Raw genomic sequence first — 16,564 nt, forward strand, 5'->3', positions numbered from 1 at the left:
ACCACAGTAGTCACACGAGCAACACGCGCTTTGTTCTAAAAAGATGAGTTAAAAAACGTGGCGACCTATGCGGTCTACTGTAGCTGGATCCTCCGGGGTCAAGGTGACTTCGGCAACGCTATCGCGACCGTACAACCACAACAAGAGCTCCCCGGAGCCACCCTTCACCCGCACCTCGTCGGAGGAAGAATCAGCTCCGGCGCGGGCGACGGTCGGCGTGGCGGCATCCGTGCGCTCCAGGACTACGTGGATAGTCGAGGAACGCAGGAAGAACTTAGCCATCATCTTCACCGCATTCCACAGGTCATCCCGGGCAGACTGCGGTAAGTCGCGCGGCGTGCCCTCCCCTCCCCCGCGGCGCACGTCCTCGTGGTGGATGAAGTTCTCGGCGAGGTTGGCATACTTGTCTGCCAGGCGCATCGGGTTCCACGCAGGCGGACCGCTGCGGTACATCTCGACCAGCTCACCAAATGGCTTGGATTCATAGTCGTGGCTGACGGAATCCAGTCGGTTTGCGAGCCCCTTGAAGAAAAGCCCCGCTGCAGCGTCGGGGCGATACTCGCGGATAACGAGGTGAACGGCGAGGTCGCGAGTGGACCAGCCCTCGCAGAGCGTAGGTGCATCGGGTCCGGACTTCTGCAGCAGGTTAGCGAGCGCTTCGCGTTCGGACTGGGAGGTGCTCATGGTGCGATTGTCCATGGCACCCCAGCGTAGCGAAAAAACGGCTCGCTAGATGGACTCGCGGGAGTCCTCTTCGTCGAGTTCCTCGACGATCTCGGAGCTCATCGGAACCACGGTCGGCACGATCATCGGCTTACGGTTCCACTTGTCGGAGATCAGCTTGCCCACCTTGCGGCGGATAACCTGCGCCATGCGGTACGGGTCATTCTCGCCCTCGCCGGCCAGGTCGATCATCACGTTGTCGACCTTCTCCTGGATTTCCTTTAGCATGTCGCGGGCATCGTCGGAGAAGCCCTTGGCCTGCACGCTCGGTGCCTCCAGTGGGCGACCAGTGCGGTTGTCGATCACGGTGGTGATGGAGATCAAACCACCTTCCGACATCGCGGTGCGGTCCTCCAGAACGCCACTGTCGATGTCACCCATGCGGGTGCCGTCGACGTAGAGGTTGCCGACGGTGATCTGGCCAACGACCTTCGCGTGACCCTTGTGTAGATCCACGACCACGCCGTTCTGCGCCAGCGGAATGTTGTTCGGGTTCACACCCGTGCTGATCGCCAGCTCCTTGTTGGCGCGCAGGTGGCGCCACTCGCCATGCACGGGCATGGCGTTGCGCGGGCGGACGGCGTTGTACAGGAACAAAAGCTCACCGGAGTAACCGTGGCCGGAAGTGTGCACCTTCGCATCGCGGCCGGTGATAACCGTCGCGCCGATCTGGGACAGCATGTTGATCACGCCGAACACAGCTTCCTCGTTACCTGGAACCAAGGAGGAAGACAGGATGATCAGGTCGCCATCACGGACGGTGATCTGGCGGTGCTCGCGGCGCGCCATGCGGGACAGAGCCGCCATCGGCTCGCCCTGGGTACCGGTGGTAATCAGAACGACCTTGTGCGGAGCCATCTTCGAGGCCTCGTCCATGGAGACGATGGTACCGCGTGGCACGTTCAGGTAGCCCATGCGCTCTGCGATCTCCATGTTGCGGATCATGGAGCGTCCGTTGAAGGCCACCTTGCGGTTGGCAGCCACCGCAGCGTCCACAGCGGACTGCACGCGGGAGACGTTCGAGGCAAAGGAGGCGATGATCACGCGCTGCTTTGCGTCGCGCACCAGGCGCTTCAGCGTCGGGGCGATGTCAGCCTCCGAGCCTGATATACCCGGGGTGGTCGCGTTGGTGGAATCACACAGGAACAGATCCACGCCCTCGTCGCCAAAGCGGGACAGCGCCGGCAGATCGGTCGGGCGACCGTCCAGCGGGGTCTGGTCCATCTTGATGTCGCCGGTGTGAACCAGCAGACCAGCGCCGGTCTTTAGGGCAATACCCAGGCAGTCCGGGATGGAATGGTTCACGGCGAAGAAGCGCAGGTCGAATGGGCCGCGGCTCTCGTGGGAGTTCTCATCCACCTCGATCAGCTTCGGACGCTGGCGGTGCTCCTGCGTCTTAGCCGCGATCAGGGCGCAGGTAAAGCGGGAGGCGATGATCGGAATGTCCGCGCGCTGCTTTAGTAGCCACGGGATTGCGCCGATGTGGTCCTCGTGGCCGTGGGTGATAACCAGAGCCTCGACGCGGTCCCACTTGTCCTCCAGGTAGCTGAAGTCCGGCAGGATAAGGTCCACGCCCGGCTCACCGGAGCTCGGGAAGAGCACACCACAGTCGATAATCAGCAGGCGACCGTCGTACTCGAAAACGGTCATGTTGCGGCCGATCTCGGAAATGCCACCCAGAGCGACGATGCGCAGGCTGCCCTTAGGCTGCTTTGGTGGCTTCGGCAGACGCTGTGTCAGGTCCGCACCCTGCATTGCCTTCAGCGCACCCTTGCGGCGGTCGCCACCGCGGTTGTTGCGCCCCCGGCCGTTGTTGTTGCCGTTGTTGTTGCCATTGTTGCCGTTGCCACCGCGACCCCGGCCGCGGGAACGGCGGTTACGGTTGCGGTTGCCGCCACCGTTGTTCTTAGCGTTGTTGTTGCCGCCGTCGTTCTTGCCGTTGCCGTTGTCGTTGCCAGCATCGGCGCTGTTGTTAGCGCCGTCGTTATTAGCGACGCCACCGTCGTTGAAAACCGTCGCAGCCTCAGTGTTAGAGACAGCGGTGTTGTCCGATTGTGCTTCCGCTTCAGCGCTCGGCGGAGCTGCCTTCCGAGTTACCTTGCGGCCTCGGGAACGTTGTTCAGTCATATTTTCCCTATACCCCTGCTGCCTGCAGGTCTTGAGCCAGCTGATCCATCTCAGCGGCTGTCGGTTCGATAATGGGTAGACGGGGCGCACCCACGTCCTTCCCCTTTAGCTTCAAAGCTGCCTTTGCGAAAGTCACGCCTCCGAGCCGTGCCTGTGCCTTCTGCAGAGGCTGCAGTCGCACAGCGATGCTGCGGGCCGTGGCGAGGTCCCCGGCGTCAAAAGCATCCCTCAGTTCCTTCAGCTGTCGCGCCGCAACGTGGCCAATCACGGAAATAAAGCCCGTGGCACCAGCGGCCAACCACGGCAGGTTCAGCGGGTCATCGCCCGAGTACCATGCCAGGTCGGTGTTCTCGATCAGCTCCATGGCTGCGGCCAGGTCACCCTTGGCATCCTTCACGGCTGCGATCTGTGGATGCGCAGCCAGTCGGTGCAGGGTCTCCGGCTCTACCGGAACGACGGAACGGGAAGGGATGTCGTAGACGCAGACGGGAATATCCACGGCGTCCGCAACGGTCGTGAAGTGCTGATATAGCCCCTCCTGGCTGGGACGGGAGTAGTAAGGAGTCACAACCAGCAGAGAATCAGCACCAGCGTCCTGCGAAGCGCGGGACAGTTCGACAGTGGCAGCGGTATCATTCGATCCGCTTCCGGCGATGAGCTTTACGCGATCACCGAGCTCGGATCGTACTGCTCTGAGCAGGTCAAGCTTCTCGGTCGCACCCGTAGTGGGAGACTCTCCGGTGGTTCCGGCCAAGACCAAAGAATCGCAGCCCTCTTCCACGAGGTGGCCGGCTAGAGCCACACCCGCATCCAAGTCGATGGAACCGTCCTTTTTAAAGGGGGTCACCATCGCAAGAGAGATAGTTCCGAAATGCGCGGATCCCCTTGTTGCTGCGTTACCTGTACTCATGACTTCCCAGACTACCTTCCTTCCCGAGAAACGCACGTATTTGGGTGCAATGTCCGATGGGTTGCGGTTGTAGGTTTAGGATTCACCCACATAGGGGCTCGTCGCCATCTCCCCGCCATCGTGCAACTGCGTGATCGAAAAGTCCTCAAAAACATTCGGCGCCACGGCCTGTAGCTTGCGCAGGCAGGCCACGGCAATTCGGCGGATCTCCGGATCTGCATGCTCCGCTGCACGCATGGCGATGAAGTGCCGCCAACTGCGAAAGTTACCGCTCATGACGAAGCGGGTTTCAATGCAGTTCGGCAGGACTGCACGGGCGGCCTGGCGGGCCTGCTTGGTGCGCAGCACTGCATTAGGCTCTTCCGCGAAGTCCTCGCCCAAGCCGTCCAGGATCTCCCGGTAGGCGTCATAGGCAACGTCCGCAGCCTGGAGGAACAGTTTCTTCAGATCCTCGTTGTCCTCAATCGCTTCCGGAACCACGACCCGTGCTTCATCGGAAGGGACATAGCGCTGCGACAATTGGCTGAAGCTGAAGTGCCGGTGCCGCATGATCTCGTGGGAGCAGGAACGCGAAACACCTCGCAGATACATGGAGGCGCTGGCGTGCTCCAGCAGCGTCGTGTGGCCGACATCCATGATGTGGCGCACATAGGCCGCGTTGGTCGCGGTGTGCGGATTGGGCTTGTCCCAGGTCTCGTAGCAGGCGCGACCTGCGAACTCGACCAGGGAGGCGCCGCCCGTGGCATCTGTCTGCCACTCCAGATCCTCCACCGATTGGAAGTCGGTGTGGCCGACCAGGTCGATCTGTAGGGGTGCAACGGTAGCCATGTGCTTAGGCCTTAGCACCGCCGTCCGTGCTGCCATCAAGGCCCAGGAACTTCTCCAGCCCAATGGTCAGGCCCGGGTTAGCGCCGATCTTTTCCACGCCGATCATGATGCCCGGCACGAAGGACTCTCGGTCGTAGGAATCCTGCTTCAGGGTCAGGGTCTGCCCCTTGGTGCCGAAAATGACCTGCTCGTGGGCAACCATTCCGGTCATGCGCACGGCATGCACCGGCACGCCCTGCACGTCAGCGCCGCGAGCCCCATCGAGGGACTGCGTGGTGGCGTCCGGCTGCTCGGCAAGACCGGCGGCCTTGCGAGCGCGCGCAATGCCCTCCGCGGTGTGCACCGCAGTTCCCGACGGTGCATCGACCTTGTTCGGGTGGTGCAGCTCCACTACCTCGGCGGACTCGAAGAAGGGCGCGGCGATCTCCGCGAACTTCATGGTCAGCACGGCGGAGATTGCGAAGTTTGGGGCGACCAGCACGCCGACCTCCGGGGAGGGCTGCAGCCAACCGCGGACGGTCTCGAAGCGTTCCTCAGTCCAGCCCGTGGTGCCTACGACCGCGTGGATGCCGTTCTTGATGCAGAACTCCAGGTTGCCCATGACGGCATCCGGCACAGTGAAGTCCACCACGACCTCTGCCTGGTTATCCACCAGCGCCTGCAGATCATCGCCGTGGCCGATGGCGGCGACCAGCTCGTGGTTCGCGTCTGCCTCAACAGCTGCGACCACTGCGCTGCCTACTCGGCCGCGAGCGCCCAAAACACCAATGCGAGTCATAAAGAAATCACTCTTTCCAGCTAGTTTGTGGCTAGTTTCTCGGCTAGTTCTGGACTAGTCCTCGTCCACCAGTACCAGGGAGATCTTGCCGCGGTTGTCGATGTCCGCGATCTCCACCTCGAGCTTGTCACCGACGGAGACCTCGTCCTCCACGCGCTCGATGCGACGATCCCCACCCAGGTTGGAAATGTGGATCAGGCCATCCTTTCCTGGCAGCAGGGAAACGAAGGCACCGAATGCGGTGGTCTTCACGATGGTTCCCAGGAAACGGTCGCCCACCTTCGGCTGCTGCGGGTTCGCGATAGCGTTGATCTTCTCTTCCGCCTCGCGGGCAGCCTCTCCCCCGATCGCGGAGATGAACACCGTGCCATCGTCCTCGATGGTGATGTTCGCACCGGTCTCCTCGGTGATCTGGTTGATGGTCTTGCCCTTCGGGCCGATAACCTCACCGATCTTGTTTTGCGGGATGTTGATGCTGGTGATGTGCGGAGCCAGATCGCTCATATCATCCGGAGAGTCAATGGCCTCCCCCATCAGCTGCAGGATCTCCAGGCGTGCGGTACGGGCCTGCTGCAAAGCCTCGGCCAGCACGTCAGACGGAATGCCATCCAGCTTGGTATCCAGCTGCAATGCGGTGACGAAGTCGGCGGTGCCGGCCACCTTGAAGTCCATGTCGCCGAAGGCATCCTCCGCGCCCAGAATGTCCGTCAGGGTGACGTACTTGTCCTTGCCGGACTTGCCGACCTTGCCGGTAACCAGACCCATGGCGATACCCGCCACCGGTGCCTTCAGCGGCACGCCAGCGTTGTACAAGCTCAAGGTCGAGGCGCACACGGAGCCCATGGAGGTCGAGCCGTTGGAGCCCAAAGCCTCAGAGACCTGACGAATCGTGTACGGGAAGTCGTCACGGCTGGGAATGACAGGCGTCAATGCGCGCTCCGCGAGCGCACCGTGGCCGATCTCGCGGCGCTTCGGGGAGCCCACGCGGCCGGTCTCACCCGTGGAGTACGGCGGGAAGTTGTAGTGGTGGATGTAGCGCTTCGTGGTCTCCGGACCCAGAGAATCGATCTGCTGCTCCATCTTCAGCATGTCCAGCGTGGTGACGCCCAGAATCTGGGTTTCGCCACGCTCGAACAGAGCAGAGCCGTGGGCGCGCGGGATCAGCTGCACAACAATGCCCAGGTCGCGGATGGTGGTGCTGTCGCGGCCGTCGATGCGGAACCCATCCTCCAGGATGCGGCGACGCACCACCGTCTTGGTGATCTCGTTGTGAGCCGCGCGGATCTCGGCCTCTCGCTCCGGAAACTCCGGCAACAGCTGATCGACGTTGGCCTGCATGTTCGCCGCCAGCGCCTCATCGCGCTCCTGCTTGTCGGCGATAGCCATGATGTCCTCCAGCGCGTCGAGCGCCTCCGCCTCTACCGAGGCGAAAACGTCCTCGCCATAGGGCGGGAACAGCTCGAATTCACGCGTTTCGGCGTCCACAGCCTTGGCCAGAGCGTCCTGCGCCTCACACAGAGTGGCGATGAACGGCTTGGCGGCCTCAATACCCTGCGCCACAACCTCCTCGGTCGGGGCGGGCGCGCCCTCGGCGATGCGCTCCACAACAGAATCGGTAGCGCCGGCCTCCACCATCATGACGGCAACGTTCGGCGCCCCATTGTTAGAGCCCTTGCCGCGGCCACGTCCGCGCCCCCGGGCGGGCTTCACCGGCTCAGTCACGCGACCGGCCACGACCAGTTCGAAGATGGCCTTTTCTTCCTGTTCGCGCGTCGGGAAAGCAACCCACTGGCCCTCCGGGTGCTTGTCATCGACGACCAGCGCCATGCGCACGCCACCGACTGGACCGGACACCGGCAGGCCGGACAGCTGCGTAGAGGCGGAGGCGCCGTTGATAGCCAGCGCGTCGTAGCGATCATTCGGATCCATCGACAGGACCGTGACGATGACCTGCACCTCGTTGCGCAGGCCACGGACGAAGGTCGGGCGCAGCGGGCGGTCGATCAGGCGGGCGGCCAGGATCGCATCGGTGCCCGGGCGACCCTCGCGGCGGAAAAAGCTACCCGGAATGCGGCCGACGGAGTACATGCGCTCCTCCACGTCGACCGTCAGCGGGAAGAAGTCAATGCCCTCACGCGGCTGGCGGGAGGCGGCGGTGGTGGACAGCAGCATCGTGTCCTCGTCCAGGTAGGCCGTCACTGCGCCGTCGGCCTGGCGGGCCAGCAGCCCGGTCTCGAAGCGGATGGTGCGGGTACCAAAGTCGCCGTTGTCGATGGTGGCCTCTGCCTCCCACACCCCTGCATCCGGGTCGACGAGCTCTGCCTGAATGTTCTGCTTCTTCGTACTCATGATGAAGTTTCGCAATCGCCTTTCTGCGTTACCTTGCGTAGCACGCCACGGCACTCACTGTTGTTCGTCTGGTCTTCGGTGCCGACGCCGCCGTGGTGGCCTGTTAAATATTCAATTAGCTTTTTAGGTTTTAACCGGCACCAACACTAGCACGAAAAGCACAAACGCCCGCCACCTCGTCGCAGTAGCGACGTCAAAAGGTGGCGGGCGGAAGTTTCCCGAGGGAATAGCGCTTAGCGACGCAGCCCCAGGCGCTCGATCAAGGAGCGGTAGCGGTCAACGTTGTTCTCTGCCAGGTACTTCAGCAGGCCCTTGCGGCGACCAACCAGCAGCAGCAGGCCACGGCGGGAGTGGTGGTCGTGCTTGTGGTACTTCAGGTGCTCGGTCAGCTGACGGATGCGAACGGTCAGCAGGGCGATCTGAGCCTCCGGGGAGCCGGTGTCGGTCTCGTGCAGGCCGAACTCCTTCAGAGTTTCGGTCTTTTTTTCCTTGGACAGTGCCATGGATTTTTCTCCTTGATAGTTATTTCAGTCTGCGCGAAAGGTTTTAACCAGCGACTACCGCAGACCACAGTCGCTCGACCTGGGGAGTTTAGCACGCACTCCCCGCAGATCCCAAAACTGGAATCCCAAACGTTATCCCAGCGCCTTGCGGGTCTCGGTGACGTCCCTACTGATGGCCTCGATCAGCTCGTCCAGGGAGCTATAGGTCTCCATCCCCCGCAGACGGTGGATGAACTCCACGGCGATATCCAGCCCGTATAGGTCGGCATCGTGGTCCAGGATGAAACTCTCCACACTGCGCGGCTCGTGGCCAAAGGTGGGGTTGGTGCCCACGGAGATTGCCGCGGGCAGCCGCTCGCCCACCGGCATGGTTCCCACCTGTGCCCCCGCGGCAATGCCGTGCCCCGGCAGCACTGTCACGTAGCCCGCGTACACGCCATCCGCGGGCAGCGCGTACTTCTCCGCAAAGTATAGGTTTGCCGTGGGGAATCCCAGCGCGCGACCGCCGCGCCCCGCGCCGTGCGTGACTTCCCCGGACACGCAGAAGCTGCGGCCCAGGGCCGCGTTCGCCCCGTCCACATCGCCTGCGGCCAACGCCTGGCGGATCCAGGTCGAGCACACCACATGGTCGCCATCTTCCAGCAGCCCCAGCACGTCGACGCGCATGCCGCGGGCCTCACCCAGCTCCTGCAACGCCTGGGAAGTACCGGCGGCTTTGTGGCCGAAGGTGAAGTTATCCCCCACCACTACTGCCCTGGCGTTCAGCATCTTCACCAGCACAGTGTCCACGTACTCTTCGGGCGACCAGCTGGCGATCTCCTTGGTGAAGGACACGACGACCACGTGGTCGATGCCGTACTCATGCGCCAGCTCCGCGCGCCTCCGCACGGTAGACAGCAGTGGCGGCACGGCATCCGGGCGGAATACCACCGTCGGGTGCGGGTCGAAGGTGAACATCACGCTGGGCACTCCCCGCTCGCGCGCGAGCTCGACCGCTCGCTTCAGCAGTTCTTGATGTCCGCGGTGCACGCCGTCGAACACGCCGATGGTTACGACGGTTCCGCCGGCGGCCAGGTGTTCGGGAATTCTGTCCAGTCCGTACCAGATACTCACACGTTGCATGCTAGCCGATAGTGTGTGGGTATGAATCAACGCACTGGCACTTCAATCCTGGATCGTTCCGGGGTGGTTCTGGTGGATAAGCCCTCCGGCCCCACCTCCCACGACATGGTCGCCAAGCTTCGCCGGATCATGGGCACGCGCCGGGTGGGCCATTCGGGCACCCTAGATCCTATGGCTACGGGGCTGCTCGTTGTGGGCGTCGAAAGAGGCACAAAATTTTTGGCCCACGTCGTCGCGCACGATAAACGCTACGAGGCAACTGTGCGCCTGGGCGCCGCGACCCACACCGATGACGCGCAGGGTGAGGTGCTGTCCACCGCCGCGCCCGCAGACCTCGAAGCGCTGACCGAAGAGCGCATCCGCGCAGCCTTCGATGCCCAGCGCGGCGACATCATGCAGCGCCCCACGTCCGTGTCCTCCATCAAGATCGACGGCAAGCGCGCCCACGAACTCGTCCGCGAAGGCCAGGAGGTCGTGCTACCGGAGCGGCCCGTCACCATCTTCTCGCTGGAGGTGCTCGATGTTGTTTTTGGTGTGGACGCCACCTCTTGCATCGACGTTCGTATCTCAGTGCACTGTTCTAGTGGGACGTATATCCGGGCGATTGCCCGGGACGTCGGCGAAGCCCTGGGCGTGGGCGGCCACCTGACGCAGCTCCGGCGCACGTCGGTGGGCCCTTTCGACATCTCCGAGGCACGCACGCTGGAACAGCTCGAGAAGGCTCCGCAGCTGTCCCTCAACCTGGACGAAGCGATGGTGCGCTGTTTCGACGTGCGCGAGGTCAGCGAATCGGAGGGGGTCGACCTGTCCCTGGGCAAATGGCTACAGCCCGTCGGCCACAAGGGTGTGCACGCGGCGGTGACCCCGTCGGGCCGGGCGATCGCTCTGGTCGAAGAAAAGGGCAAGCGGGCCGCCAGCGTCTTCGTCGCGCGCCCCGCGGGAATGGACTAGTTGGCCGGAACGGCTGTGACGGTGATGACGTATCCGTTGCGGATGGTCCACCGCCCCTGAATGAAAGGCACCGGAACCGGACGCGCCAGCAGGTAGGAGGTAAAAGTGCCGTCGGCGCGGAGGTCGATGTCCGCTTGGTCGAAGTCCAGGAAGCGGTGGGTCAGCGGGAACCAGGCCTTGTAGGTGGCCTCCTTGGCGCTGAACAAGACGGTATCCAGCAGCTGCAGGTCCTCGGAGCGCATGGTGTTGCGGATCCGGCGCTGCTCTCCGGGACGCGCGATGGTGGAGAACACTCCTTCTGGCAACGGGCGGGCAACCTCCGCGTCTATGCCCACCGACTGCCAGCGGTGAGTCGGCGCCAGCAGGGCGGCCCGGAAGCCCTCCGTGTGCGTCAGGGATCCCGCGATGCCGTCTGGGAACAGAGGCATTCCGCGCGGGCCGCGCAGAATCGGAGGCTGGACGTCCATGAAGTTTTTCAGCGCCTGGTGCGCACACCAGCGGGAATCGCCGAAGTCGGCCTTGCGCCGATCCACGGCGGTGCCGACCAGCGCCTGCTCCTCCACAGGCAGAGACTGGAAGTACTGCAAGTCCGGCTGCTTGGTCGGCGCGCTATGCAACTCTGCGCAAGCCGCACCGTGAGGCAGTAATCCGCGCGGGATCGTCGACTGAGCCGCGCCGAAGCTTTCCACTACTGCCGCGTCCTGCATGGCGGTTGTCGTTGCTGTGGTTGTCGTTGCTGGGTACATCATGCTGTCACCTCCTCTGCGGGTTCTTTGTCTCTACTCGGTAGCAACTGGATAGGGCCACAAATTTTTTTCTAACCGGGGCGGAAGGCTCACCTTCCTCTCCCTTGGGTAACCGAGGGAGACCTCCGTATGCGTTACATTGCCGAGCGAAAATTCTACCGGAATATGCAAATGCCCATAAACCACTGCGTCTGCGCGGTAGCGCTGCGGCCACTGCTGAGTGTGCCGCGTGCCCGACCACAGGCCGATCTCCTGGTGCCGAACGTTCTGCATGGCCTCACGCACCAGCGGCCAGTGGTTGACCAGGATCGTCGGCCCGCGCACCGCCGATAGGCGGCGCACCGAGTAGCGCAGGCGATCGCGGCACCACATTGCTATGTCCTCATACGGGGCAATCGCCAGGTCATCCATCAGTACGATGCCTTTGTCGCGAGCGGCAGCCAGCGCGGCGGTGGGCGTCATTAAAGAATCACGCCACGAGTGGTCGTACAGGGTAAACAGCGGCACAATCGTGCGCCCCGCGAACGTCGGGTAGGGATCCTCCGGAGTGAGCACCCCGAGGCGCTGCGCGGCGGCGATGACAGCTTCGTACTTTGCGCGACCGTGGACGGTATCGCGGGTACGGCTATAGAGCTCATGGTTGCCGGGTGTGTAAATGACCTGTGCGAACCTACTTTGCAGCAACCCAAGGGTGCGTTCGATAGAGTCCAGATCCTCGGCGATGTCCCCGGCGACGATCAGCCAGTCCCCCGCATTGGTAGGGCGGACGTGTTCGCGCACCAGATCCAGGTTACCGGGGGCGCGCACATGCAAATCGCTGACGGCCCATAGCGTGCGAGGCATGCCGCACTCCCCCTTTCACCAGATCCAGTCACAATTGTTAACAAGCTTAACACTAGTAAACAATAGTTACTGACCTAGTTCATCCATTTATCCCCGGCGAAGCGCTGACAGACAAAGGCCAAACGGATCAAAATGAAGGCAAACAGGCCCCACCACACGCCGACCAAACCCCAGCCGAAGATCCAGGACAACCAGACCAAAGGTATGAACCCCGCCAACACGGAAGCGATCGTCGCGGTGCGCAAGAACGCGGCATCCGCGGCCCCGAGCAGCACCCCATCCAGGGCAAAGACCACGCCCCCGGCCAGCACCAGCAACACCAGCAGCCACCACGGGCCGCCGATCGTCGCCAGAACGTCGGCATCGGACGTGAAGATCCGCGGGATCGCGTGCGCACCCGCCGCCAGCGCACCGGCCAGCAACAGGCTGGCGCCGACCGAAAAGCGCAGCACGGACACGCCGACCTTGCGGGCCGTCGCATAGGACCCCGCGCCCAGCGCCGCACCCACCAACGCCTGAGCAGCGATGGCGACGGAATCCAGCACCAACGTCAGGAAGTTCCACAGCTGCAGCAGCACCTGATGGGCACCCAGCGGAGCCGGCCCCATGCGCCCGGCCACCGCCGCGGCGGAGATAAAGGCGACCTGAAAGCTGAGGCTGCGCAGGATCAGATCCCGCCCCATGACCAGCTGTGACTTAATCACGGTCCAGTTCGGCGCCAGGGACTTCCCGTCCCCCTCCGCCCGCCAGTACACAACCAGCGCCCCAAGGAAACACACGGCGGTGATGGACTCCCCCAACACATTCGCATACGCCGAACCGACAAGCCCGAAGTGTTTCACCGACAACGGCACGATCACCGCCATCGGAATCACCCCGGCAAGCGTGAACCACAGCGGCAGCTTTGTGTTCGACATGCCGCGCAACCAACCGTTCCCCGCCATGGTGCACAGCGCCGGGATGATCGACGCGCAGGTCACCCGCATCCACGTCGTCGCCTCGGAGACCACGGTGGCGTCACTAGAAAAGAACCCCATGATCGACGGCGCGAAGGCGAAAACAACCCCGGCCAGCAGCATTCCCACGGCCACGGCGACCCAGGTGGCCTGCACGCCCTCGTAGATCGCGGCGGAGCGGCGCCCGGCCCCATAGTGGCGGGCCGCACGGGCGGTCGTGCCATAGGAAAGGAACGTCAGCTGCGTAGTGACGGTGCTCAACACCGTCGCGCCGGCAGCCAGCGCCGCCAGATCTGTCGCGCCCAACCGTCCCACGACGGCCGTATCCAGCAGCAAATACAGCGGTGTGGCCGCCAGTACAACGAGAGCCGGCCAGGCCAGCCCCACAATTGTGCGGGCATCGGCCTGGCCGGTGTCAGAGTGCTTAGTCACTATGCCTTGTACGGGTCCTCGTCGCCTGCCGGACGTGCGCCGGCGGACTGCTCCTTCAGAGCCGCATCCTGGGCTTTCGCCCGGGCAAGCAGCTCCTCGAAGTGCGCGGAGGCCTCCGGCACCGTGTCTAGGCTAAAGCTCAGCGTCGGGGTGAAGCGCACGCTCAGCTGGTCGCCGACGATCTTGCGCAGCTGCCCCTTCGCCTTGGCCAGGGCGGCCTCAGCTGCGTCGGTGTCCGGCTCCGAGTCCACGGTCTTGCCGCGGACTGTGTAGAACACCGTTGCATCGTGCAGGTCGCCCGTCAGCCGCGTGTCCGTGATGGTCACGAACTCCAGGCGCGGATCTTTGATCTGCCGCTCGATGGCGGTAGCGACAATCTGCTGAATGCGCTTTGCCATGCGGGCAGCACGTGCGTGATCAACCATGAGCCTCTCCTATTTTCCTCTTGACGCCACCACGCCTTAGTCGCGCGGCACCTCAACCAGCTCGAAGACCTCGATGATGTCGTCAACCTGGATGTCCGGGTACGACAGCACCATACCGCACTCGTAGCCAGCGGTGACCTCGGTGACATCGTCCTTCTCGCGGCGCAGCGACTCGATGGTCGCCTTCTCCGCCACGACGTTTCCGTCGCGGATCAGGCGGATCTGAGCGTTGCGGCGCACCTTGCCGGTTTCCACCATGCAACCTGCGATGAGGCCCACAGAGGAAGCCTTGAAGATCTGGCGGATTTCCGCGGTACCGATCTCCTTCTCCTCGTAGATGGGCTTCAGCATGCCCTTCAGCGCAGCCTCGACCTCCTCGATCGCCTTGTAGATGATCGAGTAGTAGCGGATATCCACGCCCTCGGCGTTGGCAACCTCGGTTGCCTTGCCCTCGGCGCGGACGTTGAAGCCGATGATCACCGCGTCGGAGGCGGCGGCCAGGTTGACGTTAGTCTCCGTCACAGCACCGACACCACGGTCGATGATGTTCAGCTCGACCTCGTCGTCGACCTCGATCTTCAGCAGCGCGTCTTCCAGCGCCTCCACCGTACCGGCGTTGTCGCCCTTCAGGATCAGGTTCAGGGTGTTGGTTTCCTTCAACACCGCATCCAGATCCTCCAGGGAGACGCGCTTGCGGCTGCGTGCAGCCAGCGCGTTGCGGCGGCGAGCGTCACGACGATCCGCGATCTGGCGAGCCGTACGGTCCTCGTCGACAACCAACAGGTTATCTCCAGCACCGGACACGCTGGTCAGGCCCAGCACCTGGACCGGGCGGGACGGGCCAGCTTCCTGGACGTCGTTGCCGTGCTCGTCGATCATGCGGCGCACGCGACCGTAGGCGTCACCAACGACGATGGAATCACCGATGCGCAGGGTACCGCGCTGAACGATGATGGTGGCCACAGGTCCGCGACCACGGTCGAGGTGTGCTTCGATGGCCACACCCTGGGCGTCCATATCCGGGTTCGCGCGCAGATCCAGCGATGCATCGGCGGTCAGCAGGACGGACTCCAGCAACTGGTCGATGTTGGTGCCCTGCTTTGCAGAGATGTCCACGAACATCGTCTCGCCGCCGTACTCCTCCGGGATCAGGCCGTACTCGGTCAGCTGGCCACGGATCTTGTCCGGCTGTGCGCCTTCCTTATCGATCTTGTTCACCGCGACCACGACCGGGATGTCCGCAGCCTTGGCGTGGTTAATGGCCTCCACGGTCTGCGGCATCACGCCGTCGTCCGCAGCGACCACCAGGATCGCAATATCGGTGGACTTCGCACCACGGGCACGCATGGCGGTAAATGCCTCGTGACCAGGGGTATCCAAGAAGGTGACCAGTCGATCCTCGCCTTCCATGGTCACGGCGACCTGGTAAGCACCAATGTGCTGGGTAATACCGCCGGCCTCGCCGGAACCGACGTTGGCCTTACGGATCGTATCCAGCAGGCGGGTCTTACCGTGGTCGACGTGACCCATGACGGTAACCACCGGAGGACGCTGAGCCAGGTCTTCATCCTCGCCCTCGTCCTCACCGAACTGCAGGTCGAAAGACTCCAGCAGCTCGCGGTCCTCGTCCTCTGGGGAGACGACCTCGACCTTGTAGTCCATCTCTTCGCCCAGCAGCATCAGGGTCTCGTCAGACACGGACTGGGTAGCCGTGACCATCTCGCCCAGGTTGAACAGTGCCTGGACCAGTGCCGCTGCGTCCGCCTCGATCTTCTCGGCGAAGTCCATCAGGGATGCACCACGAGCCAGGCGAATCTTCGCGCCCTTGCCGTTAGGCAGCTTCACGCCGCCAACGACGCTCGGCGCCTGCATTGCCTCGTACTCGTTGCGCTTCTGACGCTTCGACTTGCGTCCCTTACGCGGTGCACCACCCGGACGACCGAATGCGCCGGCGGTGCCGCCGCGACGGCCGCCACGACCGCCGCGCGGGCCTCCCGGACCACCCGGGCCACCGGGGCCTCCCGGACCGCCTGGGCCGCCGTGGCGACCACCACGACCGCGGCCACCACCGAAGTTGTCGGACTTCGACGGCATCTGCGCGGGGTTCGGGTGGCTCGGCATCATTGCCGGCGATGGACGACGGCCGCCGCCCTGCTTCGGGCTGGGCTTCTTGCCACCCGGACGAGCGCCCGGACGCGGCATATCACCTGGAGCGGCCTGGCCACCACGCGGACGCGGAGCCGGACGCTCGGCAGGAGCGCCAGAGGAGAACGGGTTGTTAGCGACCCGCGGAGCACGACCGCCCGGCTTCGGGCCTGGTTTGCTACCCGGCTTGCTCCCCGGCTTCGGGCCCGGCTTTGCACCTGGCTTGGCTGCCGGCTTCGGAGCTGGCTTGGCTGCCGGCTTCGGGGCCTGCTTCGGCTTCGGAGCCTCGCCCGGCTTGACGGAGGAGGTCGGCTTCGTGCCTGCATTCGCGACCGGGTTGGTGTTCTTCACCGGCTTCGGACCAGGCTTCGGACCTGGCTTAGCTGCGGGCTTCGGACCCGGCTTTGCTGCAGGCTTCGGACCTGCCTGCGGGGTCGGCTGCGGGCTGGTCTTCGGGCCAGCGGCACTCTCGGCGGGGCTCTGCTCGCCCACCCCGTAGTGCTTCTTCATCTTCTTCACGACGGGCGGCTGCACCGTCGAGGAAGCGGTCTTAACGAACTCGCCCTGTTCCTTCAGCGTGGCGAGCAACTCCTTGCTCGTCACCCCGAGTTCCTTGGCCAACTCGTGTACGCGTAGCTTTCCGGCCACTACTCTCCTTCATGTCTTGCGGAGCCGTAGTGCGCTCTAGCATGCAGGCTTACCTGCAGCCGGGGCTACGTACGACTC

General features: G+C 63.7%; 14 protein-coding genes. 1 reads left to right on the plus strand and 13 read right to left on the minus strand.

What is annotated here, in order from left to right:
- Positions 1-48 precede the first annotated feature (48 nt).
- The 8 genes from HMPREF2678_RS06690 to HMPREF2678_RS06725 form a co-directional block, all read right to left on the minus strand.
- Positions 49-684: a TIGR03085 family metal-binding protein gene (locus HMPREF2678_RS06690; RefSeq protein WP_070551774.1), complete on the minus strand. Its 636-nt coding sequence runs from the start codon at positions 682-684 to the stop codon at positions 49-51.
- A 45-nt stretch (positions 685-729) separates the two neighbouring features.
- Positions 730-2,850: a ribonuclease J gene (locus tag HMPREF2678_RS06695; protein ID WP_034991656.1), complete on the minus strand. Its 2,121-nt coding sequence runs from the start codon at positions 2,848-2,850 to the stop codon at positions 730-732.
- Positions 2,851-2,857: 7 nt separating this feature from the next.
- A complete protein-coding gene (dapA, locus tag HMPREF2678_RS06700; RefSeq protein ID WP_034991654.1) occupies positions 2,858-3,760 on the minus strand; it encodes a 4-hydroxy-tetrahydrodipicolinate synthase in 903 nt (300 codons plus the stop codon).
- A gap of 75 nt (positions 3,761-3,835) precedes the next feature.
- Positions 3,836-4,588, minus strand: a complete 753-nt coding sequence (thyX, locus tag HMPREF2678_RS06705) for an FAD-dependent thymidylate synthase (RefSeq protein ID WP_070551497.1) — start codon at positions 4,586-4,588, stop codon at positions 3,836-3,838.
- A gap of 4 nt (positions 4,589-4,592) precedes the next feature.
- On the minus strand, positions 4,593-5,366 hold the full coding sequence (dapB, locus tag HMPREF2678_RS06710; protein ID WP_034991649.1) for a 4-hydroxy-tetrahydrodipicolinate reductase: 774 nt from the start codon (positions 5,364-5,366) through the stop codon (positions 4,593-4,595).
- A gap of 54 nt (positions 5,367-5,420) precedes the next feature.
- On the minus strand, positions 5,421-7,715 hold the full coding sequence (locus HMPREF2678_RS06715; protein WP_034991646.1) for a polyribonucleotide nucleotidyltransferase: 2,295 nt from the start codon (positions 7,713-7,715) through the stop codon (positions 5,421-5,423).
- 233 nt (positions 7,716-7,948) lie between these two features.
- Entirely contained in the window at positions 7,949-8,218 is a 270-nt protein-coding gene (gene rpsO, locus HMPREF2678_RS06720) for a 30S ribosomal protein S15 (RefSeq protein WP_034970619.1), read from the minus strand.
- A 132-nt stretch (positions 8,219-8,350) separates the two neighbouring features.
- Positions 8,351-9,331: a bifunctional riboflavin kinase/FAD synthetase gene (locus tag HMPREF2678_RS06725; RefSeq protein WP_034982061.1), complete on the minus strand. Its 981-nt coding sequence runs from the start codon at positions 9,329-9,331 to the stop codon at positions 8,351-8,353.
- Positions 9,332-9,361: 30 nt separating this feature from the next.
- Between HMPREF2678_RS06725 and truB the strand changes: the two genes are divergently transcribed.
- Positions 9,362-10,291, plus strand: a complete 930-nt coding sequence (gene truB / locus HMPREF2678_RS06730) for a tRNA pseudouridine(55) synthase TruB (RefSeq protein ID WP_070551500.1) — start codon at positions 9,362-9,364, stop codon at positions 10,289-10,291.
- Here truB and HMPREF2678_RS06735 read toward each other — a convergent pair.
- The 5 genes from HMPREF2678_RS06735 to infB form a co-directional block, all read right to left on the minus strand.
- Positions 10,288-10,998 carry a 4'-phosphopantetheinyl transferase family protein gene (locus HMPREF2678_RS06735; RefSeq protein ID WP_141747056.1) on the minus strand — a complete coding sequence of 237 codons (711 nt, stop codon included), beginning with the start codon at positions 10,996-10,998 and terminating at the stop codon, positions 10,288-10,290. The two genes, truB and HMPREF2678_RS06735, sit on opposite strands and share 4 nt — an antisense overlap.
- A 72-nt stretch (positions 10,999-11,070) precedes the next feature.
- Positions 11,071-11,880, minus strand: a complete 810-nt coding sequence (locus HMPREF2678_RS06740) for a metallophosphoesterase family protein (protein ID WP_070551503.1) — start codon at positions 11,878-11,880, stop codon at positions 11,071-11,073.
- Between the two features lie 74 nt (positions 11,881-11,954).
- Complete coding sequence (locus HMPREF2678_RS06745; RefSeq protein WP_070551506.1) at positions 11,955-13,268, minus strand: MATE family efflux transporter; 1,314 nt, start codon at positions 13,266-13,268, stop codon at positions 11,955-11,957.
- Positions 13,268-13,693 (minus strand): 30S ribosome-binding factor RbfA, encoded by a 426-nt coding sequence (rbfA, locus tag HMPREF2678_RS06750; RefSeq protein ID WP_034970610.1) that lies wholly within the window; start codon positions 13,691-13,693, stop codon positions 13,268-13,270. Before rbfA ends, HMPREF2678_RS06745 begins: the two co-directional genes overlap by 1 nt.
- A gap of 36 nt (positions 13,694-13,729) precedes the next feature.
- Entirely contained in the window at positions 13,730-16,486 is a 2,757-nt protein-coding gene (infB, locus tag HMPREF2678_RS06755) for a translation initiation factor IF-2 (RefSeq protein ID WP_034982066.1), read from the minus strand.
- Between the last annotated feature and the right edge of the window lie 78 nt (positions 16,487-16,564).

Source organism: Corynebacterium sp. HMSC058E07 (assembly GCF_001809885.1).
GTDB classification, from domain to species: Bacteria; Actinomycetota; Actinomycetes; order Mycobacteriales; family Mycobacteriaceae; genus Corynebacterium; species Corynebacterium macclintockiae.

What these genes read in the sequence shown, in the direction of transcription:
- HMPREF2678_RS06690 (WP_070551774.1), bottom strand. Translation starts at nt 684, where the DNA reads ATGAGCACCTCCCAGTCCGAACGCGAAGCGCTCGCTAACCTGCTGCAG.
- HMPREF2678_RS06695 (WP_034991656.1), bottom strand. Translation starts at nt 2,850, where the DNA reads ATGACTGAACAACGTTCCCGAGGCCGCAAGGTAACTCGGAAGGCAGCT.
- dapA (WP_034991654.1), bottom strand. Translation starts at nt 3,760, where the DNA reads ATGAGTACAGGTAACGCAGCAACAAGGGGATCCGCGCATTTCGGAACT.
- thyX (WP_070551497.1), bottom strand. Translation starts at nt 4,588, where the DNA reads ATGGCTACCGTTGCACCCCTACAGATCGACCTGGTCGGCCACACCGAC.
- dapB (WP_034991649.1), bottom strand. Translation starts at nt 5,366, where the DNA reads ATGACTCGCATTGGTGTTTTGGGCGCTCGCGGCCGAGTAGGCAGCGCA.
- HMPREF2678_RS06715 (WP_034991646.1), bottom strand. Translation starts at nt 7,715, where the DNA reads ATGAGTACGAAGAAGCAGAACATTCAGGCAGAGCTCGTCGACCCGGAT.
- rpsO (WP_034970619.1), bottom strand. Translation starts at nt 8,218, where the DNA reads ATGGCACTGTCCAAGGAAAAAAAGACCGAAACTCTGAAGGAGTTCGGC.
- truB (WP_070551500.1), top strand. Translation starts at nt 9,362, where the DNA reads ATGAATCAACGCACTGGCACTTCAATCCTGGATCGTTCCGGGGTGGTT.
- HMPREF2678_RS06735 (WP_141747056.1), bottom strand. Translation starts at nt 10,998, where the DNA reads ATGCAGGACGCGGCAGTAGTGGAAAGCTTCGGCGCGGCTCAGTCGACG.
- HMPREF2678_RS06740 (WP_070551503.1), bottom strand. Translation starts at nt 11,880, where the DNA reads ATGCCTCGCACGCTATGGGCCGTCAGCGATTTGCATGTGCGCGCCCCC.
- rbfA (WP_034970610.1), bottom strand. Translation starts at nt 13,693, where the DNA reads ATGGTTGATCACGCACGTGCTGCCCGCATGGCAAAGCGCATTCAGCAG.